An 18,796-nucleotide genomic window follows, 5' to 3' on the forward strand; every position below is an offset into this window, starting at 1 on the left:
CGAGATGTTTTCGTTATCCGAACGAGGTCACCGGCTCTCAGTTACTTCACAGGCTGGTCAAGCGGGTGGGGTCTCCCGGATCGGGCCCGGCGACCACAGGCCCGACCGGTTGATCTGCTCGACATCCACCTGCGCGGGCTGCGCCGATTCGACGATCGGGGTGAATCGTTCGAGGGAACCCCAGTCCCGCCGCCAGTCGCCGTCCAGGTAGGTCGGGATGGTCTCGGCGTTCAGCAGCAACGGCGTCCAGCCGAGCGGTCCGCCACCGATCGCGTCCTGCCACGCGTTGGTGGCCTGGGCGCCCACCCGGTCGGGCAGGATGCGGTACTCGGGGATCTCGGCGACGCCGTCCCGGTGCGCGAACGGGCGCTGGCACGGGAACGCCAGGCCCACCGACCAGTCGAGCAGCACGGGTGCGCTGCTGCCGACGACGGTCTGCAGGGTCTGCATGCGCGGTACGCGCGGCGGGGTGACGGCCAGCCACTGGTCGGGGGCGAGCCCGGTGTCGGACGCGACGAGCCGGACGGCGTTCGCGCCGGCGGGCAGCTGGTCGAGCGGCACCCGCAGGTTCCGCCACGACGGTGCCGGTCCGATGTCGATGGGTGCGATGCGGCCGAGGGCCTCGACGCTGCCGTCCGCCTGCCGGGTGCCGTACTCGACGTCGAGTAGCTGGCCGTCGGTGACGATGCCGTCGGGATCGACGGAGTGGATGCGTCCGGCCGCCGCGATCGTCAGGATCGGGGCGTCGTCGCTGCGGTCGGGGAGGCCGTACCAGCCGGTGACCAGTTCGGCGGACTCCTGGGCGCCGGACTGGTAGCTGCCGAGCACCGGGGTGGTGGCCGGGGACAGCCCGAACGGCAGGGACACGGAGCTGCCGTTGACGCCGGTGGACGCCTCGGTACCGCCGCCCGTGCCGGCGCCGGTGCCGGTGGTGCTCTGACCCGAATCGGAGTCGGCGTCGACGGAGTTGGCGCCGCCGGTCGCGACGGTCTCCTTGTCGGCGGTGAGGTCGCGGGCGACACCGTCCGCGGTGAAGCCGGTCGCCGCGGTGGCCCCGAAGGCGCCGGCACCCGCGAGATCGGTCGGCTGGTCCAGCAGTCGCAGCACGGAAGCGTTCGTGTCGTCCTCGACGAGGACGTAGTCGGCGAGCGCGCACGAGTTTCCGGCTGCGGAGCGCAGGTTCGCGTGCGCGATCGAGTACGACGGGTACTGCGCGACGGCGCCCTTGAGGAGCGAGAGCACCTCGAACAGCACGACGGCGGCCGCGGCCAGCGTCAGTGGCGCGGGCGACCACCGGCGGATGCGGGCGAGCCGGCCGTTGCCGTTCGGTGCGGCGGTCCCGGCATTCTTCGCGTCCCTGGCGCGCTCGTACGGTTCGCGGATGTGGAACCAGGCCGCGAGCAACAGCGCGAGGACCGTCAGCCCGAGCAGTGCGGTCGAGAAGCCCTTGCCGCCGATGGACGGCGGCTTGTCCCACCACGGCACGCCGTAGCTGGACACGTACCACCAGCCGTTGGGGCCGGTGAACGACATCGTCAGGATGAACAGCACCGCCGCGGCGAACAGGGTGCGGTTGCGCTTGGAGCGCAGGCTGGCGCCGGCGACCGCGACGGCGGCGAGCGCGGCGACGGATCCGGCCAGGCCCGCGTACACGCCGAAGTGGTGGGTCCACTTGGTCGGTGTGAAGCTCATCAGCAGCAGTGACGCGAAGATGATGCCGAGGATGCGGCGGGACGGGCCGATCGCGGTGCCGGGGATCTTCCCGCCGCGGCGCAGCAGCATCAGGATGCACACGATCAGGCACAGCAGCATCGCGAAGACCGCGAAGCGGCGCGCCAGCGAGCCGTCGGGGGAGACGTTGAGCAGGGCGTCCCAGCGGACCCGCTCGTCGAACCAGGCGACGTTCGGGCCGACGGCGGTGCGCACGCGCGTCGCCTCGAGCACCGAGGCGAGGGTCTGGTCGGCGAACACGGCGACGAGTACGACGGTGCCGGACGCGAGAATCGGCGCGATCTGGCCGACCACGCCGACCTTCGGTGCGCGCCGGACGGCGATCTGCACGATCGACCGGGCGCCGGCGATGAGTGCGGCGATCGCGATGAGCCCGGACGGTCCGGCGGCGAGGGAGAACGCGGCGATCAGCACCGCGACGGCGGCGGGCAGCATGCGTCCGGTTGCGATCGCGCGTTCGATCGAGCACCACGTGAGCAGCGCGCCGAGGGCGATGATCGGTTCGGGCCGCAGTCCGTTGTTGAACGGGAGCCAGAACGCGAGGAACACCAGGCCCGCGGTCCACATCGCGACGCTGTTGCGGCGGACGGTGCGGCCGAGGCGGGGGATCACCTCGCGGCTGATGATCATCCAGCAGAGGATTCCGGCGATCAGCGCGGGCAGGCGCATCCACATGCTGGCGGTGCTCACCTTCGTGAACAGCACGAGGACGTCGTAGTACCAGCCGAACGGCGCTTCGGGGACGCCGAACCAGCGGAAGTAGTTGGCCATGTAGCCGGCGTGCTCGGAGACGCGAGCCATGTTGAGTAGATAGCCGTCGTCGGACGTGTTGGCGCCGATCACGTGCCACAGCAGCAGTCCACCGATGACGACCGCGTCGATGCCGGTGAACCGCCACCACCGGGCCGGGAGGAAGCGGCGGGTGCGGCGGCCGTCGATGCCGTCGAGGCGGTGCAGGGCGACCAGCGAGACGATCGTGGCGAGCACTGCACCGATCATCGCCACCAGTTTGATCAGCGTGGGGCTCGACGAGAAGCGCGAGTCGAGGTCGGCGCGGACGTCGAGCCCGGCCGGCGGGGTGCCCTGCAGATCGGTGAAGACGCCGACCATCTGTGGACGGACGTCGCCGTCGACGACGGTCGCCTCCTGGTCGGGGATTCCGGCGACGGCGGCGGTGGTGCCCTGCGAGTCGGACGTCACGACGATCTCGGTGCAGCCGCGCAGGTCGTCGAGGGGCAGCGAGAGAAGCGCGGTGTCGCGCAGGATCGCTCGCAGCCGGGCGGGTTCGCCGTCGGACGCGGCGTCCACCTTGATCACGAGGCCGTCGGCCTCGGCGCGTCCGGCGGACGTCGGGACCGTCGAGACGAGAGCGCCGCCCTTCTCGGTCAGCTGGCCGACGGCGGTGCACGGGATGCTCACGTGCAGTTGCTGCGGTGTGTAGGAGACGAGCGGCGCCTCGACGTTCGTGAGGCTGCCGTTCTGCGGCCAGCTGATCGACGCCGCATCCTGCTGCACCGGCAGGAACGGGGTGGCGAGCGCGAGGATCGCGCCGAGCAGACCGGTGACGATCGCGACGAGGCGAGCGGTTCGAACCCCGCTCGCCTTGCGGCTCGAGTCGACCTGGGCGGGGGCTGTCACGTCGTCTGGCACGAGACTCGACTCTAGGGGAGCGCGCGGGTCACGTCAGATTCCGCACGTCCCAGGCCCAGACGCCGTCCACCCAGCGGCCGTCGACGCCGAGGAGTCGTTCGAGGGTGGTGTGCAGCGCCTGCTGGTTCTTCCCGGGCGGCAGCACGACGACGTCGGCGTTCCAGAACCGCAGGTCGTCGAGTGCGGTGGCGCGGGTGGTGTCGTCGACGGGCGGCACCACGCCGGTGCCCTGCGCCTTGGCGAGCAGCAGCGCGGTCGGGCGGTCGTCGGGGCCGTACTTGCCCTTGTCCTCGGGGCCGGCGGGGCCGACGAAGTAGCCGCCGGCGATGGGATACCCGAACTTCTGCCCGACCTGCCATTGCAAAGCCTTGGCATCCTCGGGCCGGGGGAGCGGAACCGTGACGACGGATCCGTCGGAGACGTAGGAGCGCCACGTGCCGTCGGCGAAGAACGCCGGAGTGGGGGCCCGGTGCGCCACTTCCAGCGGGGCCGGCGCGAGCGGCAGCAGCGAGACGGCGAGCCAGCCGAGCCACAACAGGGTCGTGGAGCGCTGGCCGACGCGTCCGGCGGCGATCGCGCGGTCGGTGCCGAGCGCGAGCAGGATCGCGATGGCCGGGATGCAGCCCATCGCGAAGCGGGATTCGAGGACGGATTCGAGCAGCGGCAGTTTCGCGAACCAGGCCCACGGCAGCGTGATCCCGGTGTCGGTGTGCGCGACGGTCAGTTCCACGCCGAGCGAGAGGACGCCCATCGCCGCCACGGTCGCGGCGGCGGCACGGGCCATCGGCACCAACCACAACCACACTGCGGTCATCGCGACCAGCAGCAGCAGTGGCCAACCGAAGAACGCGTTCTCCTCGGTCGCGTTCATCGACAGTCCGGCCGCGGACCCGGGATCGCCCGCGAGGGACTGGGTCGGGAAGCGGGTGAAGGCGTTGACGTCGTTGCCGACCGGGCCGTGTTCGATCGAGTGGTAGCTCTGCGGTCCGAGGAACTGCCACCACAGCGGGACCGCGACGATCGCGAGCGCGACGACGCCGGCCACGCACAGCCCTTTGACGCCGCGCCTGGCCGCCGCGATCGCTTCCCCGGGTCGCGACGCGCCGTAGGCGATGCCGAAGACGACGAACGCGATCGAATAGATCAGGAGCGGCTCTTCGCCGAGGAAGATCTGGTACGCGACGGCGAGGCCGAGCATCACACCGTTGCGGATCGGTCGTTCACCGCTCGCGAGCCTGATGACCAGCAGGGCGATGAACGGCAGCAGGAACAGCGCGACGAAGTTCGGGTGGCCGTTGGTGTGCGAGATCATCGCGGGCGCGAAGCCGCAGAAGACGCCGCCCACAGCGGCCGCGAACCGGGACTGCACGACGTGCCGTGACAGCACCCAGTACCAGGCGGTCGCGGTCCCGGCGAGGCCGAGCGTGAGCGCGAGCGTGAATGTCACGCTGGGGCCGAAGATCAGGGTGATCGGGGCCAGCGGGACGCTGACGCCGAACATCGCGGTGTTGGCCATCAGATTCACGCCGAGCGGATAGTTCTGCAGCGTGCTCGACAGCGGATTCTCGAAGTTCGCGAGGGAGTGCGCGGTGACCGCGAAGAACCACTCCCACATCGTCTGGTCCTGGCCGCTGCGGATCAGATAGCCGTCGCCGAGGTGCTTCCACTGACGTCCGAGGACGAACACGGCCAGAGCGAGGAACGATGCGGTGGCGACGAAGTCGGCCGGTGCGATCCGAATCCGCCCGGCGCGGGTGGTGGCCGGTCGGGTCGTCGTGGTCGTCGTCGCCGGGGACGACGCGCTCCCGTCTGACAGTTGCAGAATCTCGCTCACATCGCCCCTTTCCGTAATGCTGGACGGTGGGGCGTGGCGCCGCGCAGCCGTCGGTTGGCCGGAGGCGAGAGTACCGCAGCTACCTGGGTCCTACCTGTGAGAAGTGGTGGGACGCGGGGGCGTAACGGGCATAGGGGATAGGTCGGTCGGAGCTTTCGGTGCCGTCGAATTGATGCAACCGGGGGGTTGCGCTGGGCCAGCGCAGGTGCAACCCTGAAGTTGCAGTTATTCGCCGAACCGGAGGGATGGGACCGATGGACGCGCTGGACCGAATCGAACGAACCGTGGAGATCGACGCCCCGGCGTCGCGGGTGTGGAAGCTGATCAGCGAACCCGGCTGGTACATCAACGACGAACGGATCGTGGAGCACCGGATCGAGCGTCGCGTTGAGCTGGACGTCGTGCACGACCCCGTGCACGGCGAATTCGCCTTCGCGACCGTGCACCTGGACGAACCTCGTTACGCGGCCTTCCGCTGGCTCGCCGACCCCGCCGTAGCCGACAGTCCGTCGACGCTCGTGGAGTTCACGATCGCGGAGGTGGCGCCGGGGCGGGTGACGCTGACGGTGGTCGAGACGGGATTCGCGGCGCTGCCGGGCACCGAACTGGAGCGTCGCGAGAAGTACGACGGAAACGTCGAGGGCTGGGCGATCGAGATGGCGCTCGCGAAGAGTCACCTGGAGGCCGTGGATGCCGTCGGGTGACCCCTCCGCTGCTCCCGTGGTGTTCGCGGCCCTCGCCGACGACACCCGGTGGGACATCCTGCTGCGGCTCGGACGGCATCCGGCGTCCGCGTCGGCGCTGGCCCGGGAGTTGCCGGTGTCGCGGCAGGCGATCGCCAAGCATCTCGCGGTGCTGCAGGACGTCGGTCTGGTCGTGCCCGAGCGGGACGGCCGGGAGGTGCGGTTCGTCGCGGTCGGTGCGCGGCTGAGCGAGGCGGCCGCTCAGCTCGAGCGGATCGCGTCCGGTTGGGACCGTCGCCTCGCGCGGATCAAGATGCGCGCCGAGGCGCCCGATCGGGACTGACCGCGCCGGGGTCGAGGGCGGCGGCGATGTCGTCGAGGGAGATGTCGAGGACGCGCGCGACGGCGGTGATGGTGAAGAACGCCGGCGTCGCGATGCGCCCGGTCTCGATCTTGCGCAGCGTCTCCACAGAGATCCCGGCGTCCAGCGCCACCTGCACCATGCTCGTCTCGCCTCGCGCGGATCGCAGCAGCTCACCGAGTCTCTGTCCACGTTCGAGTTCCTCCGCCGTCAACGGCACACGCACCATGCTGCATATAGTAATACCGGTATAGTTATTCGAACCGGAGGTGTGTGGTGGTCGAACTCAAGACCGAATCCGAGATCCAGGGGATGCGAGCGGCGGGCCGCGTGGTCGCGGACGCGCTCGCGGCGGCGCGTGCTCACGCGCAGGTGGGGGTGAGTCTGCGCGAACTCGACGCCGTGGCCGCCCGCGTCGTCGCCGATGCCGGCGCGGAGCCGCTCTTTCTGAACTACCGGCCGAACTGGGCCGCCACCCTGTTCCCGGGGGTGCTCTGCACGTCCGTGAACGATGCTGTGGTGCACGGTATCCCGTCGGGCTACCGGCTTCGCGACGGTGACCTGGTGAGCATCGACGGCGGCGCGAGGCTGAACGGCTGGTGCGGCGACTCGGCGATCAGTTTCGTCGTCGGCGCCGCGAACCCCGCCGACGAGGCGTTGGTCGCGGCCACGGACGAGGCCCTTCGTCGCGGGATCGAGGCCGCGCGAGTCGGGAACCGTCTCGGCGACATCGGCGCCGCGATCGGTACGTTCGCCCGCAGTCGCGGTTTCGGGCTGCTCGCCGACCACGGTGGCCACGGCATCGGCCGGGTCATGCACGAGAGCCCGGACGTGCCCAACGAGGCCCGCGCCGGACGGGGCATGCGGCTGCGCGCCGGTCTGGTCCTCGCGATCGAGCCGATGCTCATCGCCGACGGGTCCGACGACTACCGGCACGACGCCGACGGCTGGACGTTGCGAACCGTCACGGGGGCCCGCGCCGCGCACAGCGAGCACACCGTCGCGATCACCGACGACGGCCCGGTGGTGCTCACGGCGCGGCACTAGGCTGCACCTATGCCGGACTGGACGCCGATCTCCGACGCGCTGCGCCGCGCGGGGGTGCGGGACGTTCGCGCCGACGGCACCACCCGGGCGATGTACTCGTCGGACGCGTCGCTGTACCGGGTGCCGCCCACGACGGTGGTCTTCCCCCGCGCGGTCGACGAGGTCGCGGCGGTGCTCGACGTCTGCCGCGCCGAGGGGGTGCCGCTCACTGCGCGCGGCGCGGGTACGTCGGTCGCGGGCAACGCGGTCGGCCCGGGCGTGGTCCTCGATTTCAGCCGGCACCTGGGCCGGGTGCTGGCGGTCGACCCGGAGGCCCGCACCGCCGTCGTCGAGCCGGGTGTCGTACAGGCGGTGCTGCAGCGGGCGGCGGCGCCGCACGGGCTGCGGTTCGGTCCCGACCCGTCCACCCACAACCGCTGCACCGTCGGCGGCATGATCGGCAACAATGCCTGTGGCGCAAGAACTCTCGGCTACGGCCGCACGTCGGACAACGTCGCCGGTCTGGAGTTCCTCGCCGGAACGGGTGCGGCGCTGTCGTTGCCGGCCGCGACGGGCTCACTGATCCTGGACCGGCTCCGCGACGTCACCCGTGCCGGATTGGCCACGATCCGAACCGAATTCGGCCGTTTCGGTCGGCAGGCGTCGGGATACGCGCTCGAGCATCTCCTGCCGGAGAACGGCTTCGACGTCCGGAGGTTCGTCGTCGGCAGCGAGGGCACGCTCGGGATCGTCACGCAGGCCACCGTGAATCTGGTGCGGGATCCGGCGCACCGTGTGCTGGTCGCGTTGGGCTACCCCGACATCGCGTCCGCGGGCGACGACGCCAAGGCCGTCCTCGGTTTCCGTCCCACTGCGTGCGAGGGCATCGATTCGCGTCTGGTCGACGTCGTGCGCGATCGCCGGGGGCCGCAGGCGGTGCCGCCACTGCCGAACGGTGCGGCGTGGCTGTTCGTCGAGATCGCGGGGGAGTCCCGCGACGACGTGCTCGACCGGGCGCGAGCCCTGGCCGGCGGCTGCGGTGCCGTCGACGCACTCGTCGTCGACGACCCGGCTCGGGCCGCTGCGCTGTGGCGGATCCGGGAGGACGGCGCCGGCCTGGCCGGACGCAGCCCCACCGGTGCCCCCGCCTATGCGGGTTGGGAGGACGCGGCCGTCCCGCCCGACCGAATGGGCCCCTACCTGCGTGACTTCGACGCCCTGCTCACCGACTTCGGTATCACCGGCCTTCCCTACGGTCATTTCGCCGACGGCTGCCTGCACATCCGCCTCGATCTGCCGCTGGACCGGCCCGACGGTTCGGCCGTCTTCCGACGCTTCCTCACCGCCGCTGCGGAACTGGTCGCCCGCTACGACGGATCACTGTCCGGCGAACACGGCGACGGCCGCGCCCGCAGCGAACTGCTACCGCTCATGTACTCGCCCGAGGCGCTGCGGCTCTTCGGTGCGGTCAAGCACATCTTCGATCCCGGCAACGTCCTCAATCCCGGCGTCCTCGTCGACCCGCGGCCGGTGGACGCGGACCTGCGCGTCCCCCGGACGGCGCCGCTGCGCCGGGGCCTCGCCCTCGCCTACCGCGACGACGACGGCGACTTCGCCCAGGCCGTACACCGCTGCACGGGTGTCGGGAAGTGCCGCGCCGACACCACCGGCGCCGGCGGTGTCATGTGCCCCTCCTATCTGGCGACACGAGAAGAGCAGGATTCGACGCGCGGACGTGCCCGCGTCCTGCAGGAGATGGTGAACGGCAGCTTCGTGCGTGACGGCTGGCGTTCAGCGGAGGTGCACGACGCCCTCGACCTGTGCCTGTCCTGCAAGGGCTGCGCGTCCGATTGCCCCACCGGCGTCGACATGGCTTCCTGGAAGGCGGAGGTCCTGCACCAGAGCTATCGGAGACGGCTGCGCCCGGCGTCGCACTACTCACTCGGCTGGTTGCCCCGGTGGGCGGCCCTCGCCGGGCGGGCGCCGCGGCTGGTCAATGCCGTCACCAGGCTTCCTGGCGTGGCGCCGGCCGCGCTGACTCTCGGGGGAGCGGACCGGCGCCGGCACGTCCCGCAGTTCGCGCCCGTGTCGTTCCGGCGCTGGTTCGCGTCCACGGCCACCCAGCGCCGCGCTACCGGCGACCCGGTGCTGCTGTTCGTCGACACGTTCACCGATCACTTCACGCCCGAGGTCGGTATCGCGACCGTCCAGGTGCTCGAAGACGCCGGCTTCCGGCCGCAGCTCACCCCGAAGCAGCAGTGCTGCGGTCTGACGTGGATCACCACCGGTCAGCTCGACACGGCCCGGCGCATCCTCGGCCGCACCGTCACAGCGCTGGCGGAAGCAGGAGCGCCGATCGTCGGGATGGAGCCGTCGTGCACGGCGGTGCTGCGGGCCGACGCCGTCGAACTGCTCGACACCGACGACGCCCGGGCCGTCGCCGAATCCACCCGCACCCTCGCCGAGCTGCTCGCGGGCCGCGACGGCTGGTCGCCGCCGGACCTGTCGGGCACCACCGTCGTCGCGCAACCGCACTGCCACCACCACGCCGTGATGACGTGGAATGCGGACGCACAGTTGTTGCAGCGCGCAGGCGCACAGGTGGAACGCCTGGGCGGCTGCTGCGGACTCGCCGGGAACTTCGGTGTCGAGAGGGGGCACTACGACGTGTCCGTCGCGATCGCGGAGCACCAACTCCTACCGACGATCGAGAGGATCCGCCCCGAAACCGTCGTCCTGGCCGACGGCTACTCGTGCCGAACCCAGATCGCCGATCTGGGTCGGCGCCAGGGCACTCACCTGGCTCAACTCCTGGCCGATCAGGGAAAACGCGGCTGAGGCACAATCCAGGCATGCTCTCGACTCCGGTCCTCGTCACGATCGTCTCCGTCTGTATCGGGTTCGTGCTGTTCGTCCTGGCGGCGAGCGGTGCACGTGGGCAGTGGGACAAGCGACTGGTGATCGGCCTGTTGGTGGCGGCGGTGCTGTGTCTGACGGCCGTGCCGCTGTCCGTCGCGCTGAGTGCGGCGGTCTGACGCCGATGGGTACCAGTTGGCCCGCCGAATGGCCTACGACGCCCCGGCAGATCGCGGTGACGACGGACGCCGCCATCAACGCTGCGCGGTCCGCCGACGGTGAGCAGTTCGTCGAGGAGATCGAGAACCTGACACTTCTCCCGTTCGAGCAGGTGACGCTCGTGCACGCGGGTGTGATCCGGGCGCTGCTCGAGGACCTCCACCCCGACGGCTTCTCCGGTGACGACATCCAGGACGCGCTGACGCGAGTTGCCGGCGCCGCCCTCGTATGGCTGCCCGGTCTCGACATCTCCGCTCTCGCCGCGGTTCTCACCGGATCGCTGGGGCTGACGGAAATGAGCGACGACGCGCAGCGCATCGGCCAGTCCGAGTACCTGCGAAGTGCGGTCCTGGTGATGACCGATCTCCTCCTGACGGCCGACGCCTCGTCGCACGGCTATCTGAAGACCGCGATCGCAGAGATCGCCCGGGCGGAGACCGTCGAGATGCCCTAGCCGAGGCGCGGATGTCACGTATCTGCACCGGATGCACATAGTTCGAGGCGTTGACCAGCCGATTTGGCAATCGCCGAACGGTTCGCGTAACCTATTCCAGGTCAGAGCGACACGGACACCGACCCGGCCGCGACCTTCACTGGTCAGCGAGGGAAAACGAGGTTGTACGGGGAGCGCCTGGCGGTTGCCGATACTCCTTCCGGTCGCCGATTTGCGTCGGTGTCGGGTGCGGGTTAGGCTGGAACGGTTGCCCCGGAACGAGAAACTGTGTGTTTCGAGTGATGGTGTGTGCGTGTTCTTTGAGAACTCAACAGTGTGTCGATGAATGTCAGTGCCAATTTTTGGTACTCCATCACTTTTTGTGGTGGGTATTTGCTGATTGTCTCATTCTTCCGTCTGGGATGGTCAGCGCAAACAGCTAGTTTGAGTTTATTTTGCTAGTGATTTGACTCGATGTCTATGACTGATTGCCGGTTTTGCCGGCCAATCTTGAGTCTTCAACGGAGAGTTTGATCCTGGCTCAGGACGAACGCTGGCGGCGTGCTTAACACATGCAAGTCGAACGGTAAGGCCCCTTCGGGGGTACACGAGTGGCGAACGGGTGAGTAACACGTGGGTGATCTGCCCTGCACTCTGGGATAAGCCTGGGAAACTGGGTCTAATACCGGATATGAGCTCCTGTCGCATGGCGGGGGTTGGAAAGGTTTACTGGTGCAGGATGGGCCCGCGGCCTATCAGCTTGTTGGTGGGGTAATGGCCTACCAAGGCGACGACGGGTAGCCGGCCTGAGAGGGCGACCGGCCACACTGGGACTGAGACACGGCCCAGACTCCTACGGGAGGCAGCAGTGGGGAATATTGCACAATGGGCGAAAGCCTGATGCAGCGACGCCGCGTGAGGGATGACGGCCTTCGGGTTGTAAACCTCTTTCAGCAGGGACGAAGCGAGAGTGACGGTACCTGCAGAAGAAGCACCGGCCAACTACGTGCCAGCAGCCGCGGTAATACGTAGGGTGCGAGCGTTGTCCGGAATTACTGGGCGTAAAGAGCTCGTAGGCGGTTTGTCGCGTCGTCCGTGAAAACTTGGGGCTCAACCCCAAGCTTGCGGGCGATACGGGCAGACTTGAGTACTGCAGGGGAGACTGGAATTCCTGGTGTAGCGGTGAAATGCGCAGATATCAGGAGGAACACCGGTGGCGAAGGCGGGTCTCTGGGCAGTAACTGACGCTGAGGAGCGAAAGCGTGGGTAGCGAACAGGATTAGATACCCTGGTAGTCCACGCCGTAAACGGTGGGCGCTAGGTGTGGGTTTCCTTCCACGGGATCCGTGCCGTAGCTAACGCATTAAGCGCCCCGCCTGGGGAGTACGGCCGCAAGGCTAAAACTCAAAGGAATTGACGGGGGCCCGCACAAGCGGCGGAGCATGTGGATTAATTCGATGCAACGCGAAGAACCTTACCTGGGTTTGACATATACCGGAAAGCCGTAGAGATACGGCCCCCCTTGTGGTCGGTATACAGGTGGTGCATGGCTGTCGTCAGCTCGTGTCGTGAGATGTTGGGTTAAGTCCCGCAACGAGCGCAACCCTTGTCCTGTGTTGCCAGCGCGTAATGGCGGGGACTCGCAGGAGACTGCCGGGGTCAACTCGGAGGAAGGTGGGGACGACGTCAAGTCATCATGCCCCTTATGTCCAGGGCTTCACACATGCTACAATGGCCGGTACAGAGGGCTGCGATACCGTGAGGTGGAGCGAATCCCTTAAAGCCGGTCTCAGTTCGGATCGGGGTCTGCAACTCGACCCCGTGAAGTCGGAGTCGCTAGTAATCGCAGATCAGCAACGCTGCGGTGAATACGTTCCCGGGCCTTGTACACACCGCCCGTCACGTCATGAAAGTCGGTAACACCCGAAGCCGGTGGCCTAACCCTTGTGGAGGGAGCCGTCGAAGGTGGGATCGGCGATTGGGACGAAGTCGTAACAAGGTAGCCGTACCGGAAGGTGCGGCTGGATCACCTCCTTTCTAAGGAGCATCTCCCCACACACCCCGAAGAGTCGGGGAGCGTGTGAGGGCAGAGCCATTTCGGATTCACATGTAATCCGGTGGTGCTCATGGGTGGAACACTGACAAGTATTCTTCTTCACTACTGCCGGCCCGAGTGCTGGTGGGAAGAGAGTTATATCGGCATACTGTTGGGTCCTGAGAGAACACGTGAGTGATCTTCTCGAAGGAAGGAACGACAAGACCTGGGCGTGGTCATACCGCGGTGCGAGAGTGCCGGCTGGTGCCACATGAGTTCGGGTGTTGTGTGTTGTTTGAGAACTGCACAGTGGACGCGAGCATCTTTGTTGTAAGTGTTTAAGAGCGTACGGTGGATGCCTTGGCACCAGGAGCCGATGAAGGACGTAGGAGGCTGCGATAAGCCTCGGGGAGCTGTCAACCGAGCTGAGATCCGAGGATGTCCGAATGGGGAAACCCAGCCACAGTGATGTGTGGTTACCCGCGCCTGAATATATAGGGCGTGTGGAGGGAACGTGGGGAAGTGAAACATCTCAGTACCCACAGGAAGAGAAAACAACATGTGATTCCGTGAGTAGTGGCGAGCGAAAGCGGAAGAGGCTAAACCATGGGTGTGTGATAGCCGGCGGGCGTTGCATTCGTGGGGTTGTGGGATCCGTCTTGTCAATTCTGCCGGATTGGCCGACAGTGAGAAATCATCGTGTTAGTCGAAGTGGTCTGGAACGGCCTGTCGTAGAGGGTGAGAGTCCCGTAGACGAAAACATGGTGACTGTCGTGACGGACACCCGAGTAGCAGCGGGCCCGTGAAATCTGCTGTGAATCTGTCGGGACCACCCGATAAGCCTGAATACTCCCTGGTGACCGATAGCGGACTAGTACCGTGAGGGAAAGGTGAAAAGTACCCCGGGAGGGGAGTGAAATAGTACCTGAAACCGTGCGCTTACAATCCGTCAGAGCCTGCGCCACTTTGGTGGGTGGGTGATGGCGTGCCTTTTGAAGAATGAGCCTGCGAGTTAGCGGCATGTCGCGAGGTTAACCCGTGTGGGGTAGCCGTAGCGAAAGCGAGTCCGAATAGGGCGTTTGTAGTGGCATGTTCTAGACCCGAAGCGGAGTGATCTACCCATGGCCAGGGTGAAGCGACGGTAAGACGTCGTGGAGGCCCGAACCCACTTAGGTTGAAAACTGAGGGGATGAGCTGTGGGTAGGGGTGAAAGGCCAATCAAACTCCGTGATAGCTGGTTCTCCCCGAAATGCATTTAGGTGCAGCGTCGCGTGTTTCACTCTGGAGGTAGAGCTACTGGATGGCCGATGGGCCCCACAAGGTTACTGACGTCAGCCAAACTCCGAATGCCAGAGTGTGAGAGCGCGGCAGTGAGACTGCGGGGGATAAGCTTCGTAGTCGAGAGGGAAACAGCCCAGATCGCCGGCTAAGGCCCCTAAGCGTGTACTAAGTGGAAAAGGATGTGGGGTCGCGAAGACAACCAGGAGGTTGGCTTAGAAGCAGCCACCCTTGAAAGAGTGCGTAATAGCTCACTGGTCAAGTGATCCTGCGCCGACAATGTAGCGGGGCTCAAGTACACCGCCGAAGCCGCGGCATTCACATAACACCCATGCGGGTCTACGGGCCTGTGTGCAGTGGTGTGGATGGGTAGGGGAGCGTCGTGCAGCCATGGAAGCGCCGGAGTGATCCAGGTGTGGAGGCTGCACGAGTGAGAATGCAGGCATGAGTAGCGAAAGACGAGTGAGAAACTCGTCCGCCGAATGACCAAGGGTTCCTGGGCCAGGTTAATCCGCCCAGGGTGAGTCGGGACCTAAGGCGAGGCCGACAGGCGTAGTCGATGGACAACGGGTTGATATTCCCGTACCCGTGTGAACGCGCCCCTGGTGAATCAGTGATGCTAAGCGCCCTGAAGCCGCCTTCGAACCTTCGGGTTCTCCGGTGTGTGGATGCGCGTGAACCGATCTGGTAGTAGCCAAGCGATGGGGTGACGCAGGAAGGTAGCTGAGCCAGTCAGTGGTAATACTGGTGTAAGCGTGTAGGGCGTGACCTAGGCAAATCCGGGTCACATACAGCCTGAGACGTGATGCGTAGCCGATTGAGGCGAATTCAGTGATCCTATGCTGCCGAGAAAAGCCTCTAGCGAGCTTTCACACGGCCCGTACCCCAAACCGACACAGGTGGTCAGGTAGAGAATACTAAGGCGATCGAGATAACTGTGGTTAAGGAACTCGGCAAAATGCCCCCGTAACTTCGGGAGAAGGGGGGCCTCGTCTGGTGACGGAACTTGCTTCCTGAGCTGGGTGGGGCCGCAGAGACCAGAGAGAAGCGACTGTTTACTAAAAACACAGGTCCGTGCGAAGTCGTAAGACGATGTATACGGACTGACGCCTGCCCGGTGCTGGAAGGTTAAGAGGACCGGTTAGCCAGTAATGGCGAAGCTGAGAATTTAAGCCCCAGTAAACGGCGGTGGTAACTATAACCATCCTAAGGTAGCGAAATTCCTTGTCGGGTAAGTTCCGACCTGCACGAATGGCGTAACGACTTCTCTGCTGTCTCAACCACAGACTCGGCGAAATTGCATTACGAGTAAAGATGCTCGTTACGCGCGGCAGGACGAAAAGACCCCGGGACCTTCACTATAGCTTGGTATTGGTGTTCGGTTCGGTTTGTGTAGGATAGGTGGGAGACTGTGAAGCGGGCACGCCAGTGTTCGTGGAGTCGTTGTTGAAATACCACTCTGATCGTATTGGACATCTAACCTCGGACCATGATCTGGTTCAGGGACAGTGCCTGGTGGGTAGTTTAACTGGGGCGGTTGCCTCCCAAAATGTAACGGAGGCGCCCAAAGGTTCCCTCAGCCTGGTTGGCAATCAGGTGTCGAGTGCAAGTGCACAAGGGAGCTTGACTGTGAGACTGACAGGTCGAGCAGGGACGAAAGTCGGGACTAGTGATCCGGCACCGGCAAGTGGAAGCGGTGTCGCTCAACGGATAAAAGGTACCCCGGGGATAACAGGCTGATCTTCCCCAAGAGTCCATATCGACGGGATGGTTTGGCACCTCGATGTCGGCTCGTCGCATCCTGGGGCTGGAGTAGGTCCCAAGGGTTGGGCTGTTCGCCCATTAAAGCGGCACGCGAGCTGGGTTTAGAACGTCGTGAGACAGTTCGGTCTCTATCCGCCGCGCGCGTTAGAAACTTGAGGAAGGCTGTCCCTAGTACGAGAGGACCGGGACGGACGAACCTCTGGTGTGCCAGTTGTTCCGCCAGGAGCACTGCTGGTTAGCTACGTTCGGAAGGGATAACCGCTGAAAGCATCTAAGCGGGAAGCCTGTTCCAAGATGAGGTTTCTCACCCCCTCGAGGGGGTAAGGCCCCCGGCAGACCACCGGGTTGATAGGCCAGAACTGGAAGCACAGTAATGTGTGGAGGTGACTGGTACTAATAGGCCGAGGACTTACCACAAAGAAGCTACGCGTCCACTGTGCGGTATCTGAAACAACACACAGATACCATTCACCCCCACCATCTTTCGGGTCTTCGGACCCCGGGGATGGGTTCGGGTAGGGGTGTTGAATGTGTGACAGTTTCATAGAGTTACGGCGGCCATAGCGGAGGGGAAACGCCCGGTCCCATTCCGAACCCGGAAGCTAAGCCCTCCAGCGCCGATGGTACTGCACTCGACAGGGTGTGGGAGAGTAGGACACCGCCGAACACCCGTTAACCGGAAGGCCCCCACCAGCATTGGTGGGGGCCTTCCGGCATTTCCACATGTCCTTCACCTGATCGATCACGTTTCGCAAGACAGCGGCCGGCTCCGCGGGCCATCGGAATGCAATTCCTGTGCGCTGTCGCGTGCCCGGCAACGCCGAGGTCGGCTCGACGACCGCCCGTGCTCGTTACAGTGGTCGGATGCTCAATTCCGTCGACGTCATCGACGTTCTCGACCCGATGCCGCGGCTCGTTCCCGTCGGGGACGCAGCCGGACGGTTCGTGCAGTGGCGGGACGGGGCGGTGCATCTGCTCGACGACAGGCTCTCCGAGATTGCACGGCGAGATCTGCCGCTGGCGGACGACGTCTGTGTCCTTGCGGCATCCAGCCTCGATCGGATCGTGCTCGACTTCGCCGGCGGGCTCGCCATCGCGGGCGACGAAGTGATCACTGTGCCTGGACTGCGTGCCGATGCTGCAGCCTTCCTGGGGCACCTACTTGTCGTCGCGGTCCCGGACGGCCAGAGACACCGGCTGCTCGCGCTCGACCCTGCGACCGGGGACCTCCTGCACGAGCAGGACGTCGACGCCCCCGATGCGCGCGCATTCCTGCATCCGCATCCGACGGGAGATACGGCCGTACTCGAGCTCGCCATGGGACAGGACGGCGTACTCGCCTACCGCGTAGACGTCGATGGAATGCGCGTACACCTGGCCGAGATCCTTGCTGGAGAAGATCCCGTGATCGCGGGCTTCAGTCCTTCCGGCACCGGACTGCTCGTCACCCCGTACCCGAGCGATCCGGAGACCGTGCGGATCCTGGCGTGGCCCAGTCTGAAGGAGACCGCGCAGCTCGACGCGAGTGACGTCGGGGCGGCATACGGGTTCGGGCTCGCTGGGTGCTGGCTCGACGACGAGCTGGTTGCTGTTTACGCGACCGAAGACTCGTTGATCGTCACCGATTCGCACTTCGACTCGGTCGAGAGGGTCGCATTGCCGATCGACTTCCGCGAAGAAGGAGAGATCGAGAGCCTCACTCGACTGACTTCGGGTGACGTCGCCGTCGGTGCGTGGACACCGGCCGGTCGACTCACCTTGATTGCGCGCATCATCGACGGAAAGCGCACTGAATGACAGCGCCACTGCCTGCCCCGCCTCACCGCCGGCCGTAGCGAGCTGCCCGACGGGGCTGGCGCCCGTCTTCGCGAAGACGCTGCTGTGCGCGCTACATGATGTGGCGTGTGGACTGAAAATGTCTGAAGCCAAGCATGATTCATGAGCGGTGTGGCAGACCGGCCCCCCAGCGATGGAGCCGCAGTGAGAGCTGCGTCGCCCGAGCCGGCTGTCCACCGCCCGACGGGCGAGAGTCGAGGGACTCTGGAGGAGCGCCCTGGGTGAGGCTGCCGACGTCGTGGGAGCTGTGTCGTCCCGTCGGCGCGCCCGACTCCGGTGACGTCCTGTCCGTCACACTCCTGTCGGGGCCGTCCCCTATCCGGAGCTGCCTTGTCCCGTCGAGTTCCGCTGCGGCGAAGGCGAGATGGCTCTCCGTCCTCGGCCAGGGGGGGCGTCTGGACCCACTCCTCTGCGACCAATCGCCGGGAGTCACGAGGGCAACCGAAGGACAGAGATTCGCAGGGCGGACCGGACCGTATGCGGCTGGCCCAGACGTCCGGCGAAGCAGGGGCTCGTTGCCATCTCTGGGTCTACCGAGCGGTCTACGGACGGTGGCCACTATCCATGCGGTCAGGGAAGTCGACTGTCTCGACGCGTCCTCCCTCCGCCCCTGTTCTTCGAATGCGGCTCATACCCGCGCCGGAAAGGGGCGGTTCGATGCAAGGCCGGGGAACTGCAAGTCCGTGCCCGTCCGCGGGTCGGATGGGCCCGACCAGCCAGCGGTTGTTTCAGCTACGGCCACACGCCGCCACGTCCCGCCGCGATCGCGCAGCGAACGTACGAGCCGGCGTGCCGTCGGCGTAGACGGGCGTCCGGGGCGGCCGACAATTGGTTGAGCCGTGCGCCCCACTTTTCACGGTTGCTCCCCTCGACCTGACATACCCCCGAAGGTGCAGTGAAAGCCGGCAAGTCGAGCGGCCGCGAGCACGTCAATGGTCGAGCCGGGGGAGCGCGGGGGCACCGGTTCGTACAGTGCTCCGCTGAACTCGATGGATGGGCCGGGTCGATGCGTCCGCTTGTGATGGTCTCCCTCGCGAGGTCGATATCCGGTCCAGCGTGCGGGGCCAGAGCCCGGAACGAGGCTCGGGTT

10 protein-coding genes and 3 rRNA genes are annotated in these 18,796 nt (G+C 66.1%); 10 read left to right on the top strand and 3 right to left on the bottom strand.

Annotated features, from left to right (window positions below; genetic code table 11):
* Window positions 1-57: 57 nt before the first annotated feature.
* On the bottom strand, window positions 58-3,381 hold the full coding sequence (locus tag C7H75_RS00985; RefSeq protein WP_081123041.1) for an arabinosyltransferase domain-containing protein: 3,324 nt from the start codon (window positions 3,379-3,381) through the stop codon (window positions 58-60).
* Between the two features lie 28 nt (window positions 3,382-3,409).
* On the bottom strand, window positions 3,410-5,215 hold the full coding sequence (locus C7H75_RS00990) for a glycosyl transferase (RefSeq protein ID WP_106850838.1): 1,806 nt from the start codon (window positions 5,213-5,215) through the stop codon (window positions 3,410-3,412).
* A gap of 254 nt (window positions 5,216-5,469) precedes the next feature.
* Here C7H75_RS00990 and C7H75_RS00995 point away from each other — a divergent pair, with 254 nt between their 5' ends.
* Together C7H75_RS00995 and C7H75_RS01000 are read left to right on the top strand one after the other, a co-directional pair.
* On the top strand, window positions 5,470-5,919 hold the full coding sequence (locus C7H75_RS00995; protein WP_233281842.1) for an SRPBCC domain-containing protein: 450 nt from the start codon (window positions 5,470-5,472) through the stop codon (window positions 5,917-5,919).
* Window positions 5,906-6,241, top strand: coding sequence for an ArsR/SmtB family transcription factor (locus tag C7H75_RS01000; protein ID WP_005516304.1), 336 nt, complete (start codon window positions 5,906-5,908; stop codon window positions 6,239-6,241). The genes C7H75_RS00995 and C7H75_RS01000 overlap by 14 nt, the downstream gene beginning before the upstream one ends.
* Here C7H75_RS01000 and C7H75_RS01005 read toward each other — a convergent pair.
* Window positions 6,207-6,488: a helix-turn-helix domain-containing protein gene (locus tag C7H75_RS01005; protein WP_106850840.1), complete on the bottom strand. Its 282-nt coding sequence runs from the start codon at window positions 6,486-6,488 to the stop codon at window positions 6,207-6,209. The genes C7H75_RS01000 and C7H75_RS01005 overlap by 35 nt on opposite strands.
* Before the next feature lie 47 nt (window positions 6,489-6,535).
* Here C7H75_RS01005 and map point away from each other — a divergent pair, with 47 nt between their 5' ends.
* The 8 genes from map (at window position 6,536) to C7H75_RS01045 (ending at window position 17,667) form a co-directional block, all read left to right on the top strand.
* On the top strand, window positions 6,536-7,306 hold the full coding sequence (gene map, locus C7H75_RS01010) for a type I methionyl aminopeptidase (protein ID WP_106850841.1): 771 nt from the start codon (window positions 6,536-6,538) through the stop codon (window positions 7,304-7,306).
* A 9-nt stretch (window positions 7,307-7,315) separates the two neighbouring features.
* Complete coding sequence (locus C7H75_RS01015) at window positions 7,316-10,123, top strand: FAD-binding and (Fe-S)-binding domain-containing protein (RefSeq protein ID WP_106850842.1); 2,808 nt, start codon at window positions 7,316-7,318, stop codon at window positions 10,121-10,123.
* A 14-nt stretch (window positions 10,124-10,137) separates the two neighbouring features.
* A complete protein-coding gene (locus C7H75_RS01020; protein ID WP_005516298.1) occupies window positions 10,138-10,320 on the top strand; it encodes a hypothetical protein in 183 nt (60 codons plus the stop codon).
* 5 nt (window positions 10,321-10,325) lie between these two features.
* Window positions 10,326-10,814, top strand: coding sequence for a hypothetical protein (locus C7H75_RS01025; protein ID WP_022593384.1), 489 nt, complete (start codon window positions 10,326-10,328; stop codon window positions 10,812-10,814).
* Between the two features lie 497 nt (window positions 10,815-11,311).
* Window positions 11,312-12,830 (top strand): 16S ribosomal RNA (locus tag C7H75_RS01030).
* A 326-nt stretch (window positions 12,831-13,156) separates the two neighbouring features.
* Window positions 13,157-16,287, top strand: a 23S ribosomal RNA gene (locus C7H75_RS01035).
* A gap of 133 nt (window positions 16,288-16,420) precedes the next feature.
* A 5S ribosomal RNA gene (rrf, locus tag C7H75_RS01040) occupies window positions 16,421-16,537 on the top strand.
* The 16S, 23S and 5S rRNA genes sit together here, the layout of an rRNA operon.
* Window positions 16,538-16,734: 197 nt before the next feature.
* On the top strand, window positions 16,735-17,667 hold the full coding sequence (locus C7H75_RS01045; protein ID WP_217451367.1) for a hypothetical protein: 933 nt from the start codon (window positions 16,735-16,737) through the stop codon (window positions 17,665-17,667).
* The last annotated feature ends 1,129 nt before the right edge of the window (window positions 17,668-18,796 follow it).

This window comes from Rhodococcus (subgen. Prescottella) equi (assembly GCF_003013675.1).
GTDB lineage: Bacteria > Actinomycetota > Actinomycetes > Mycobacteriales > Mycobacteriaceae > Prescottella > Prescottella equi.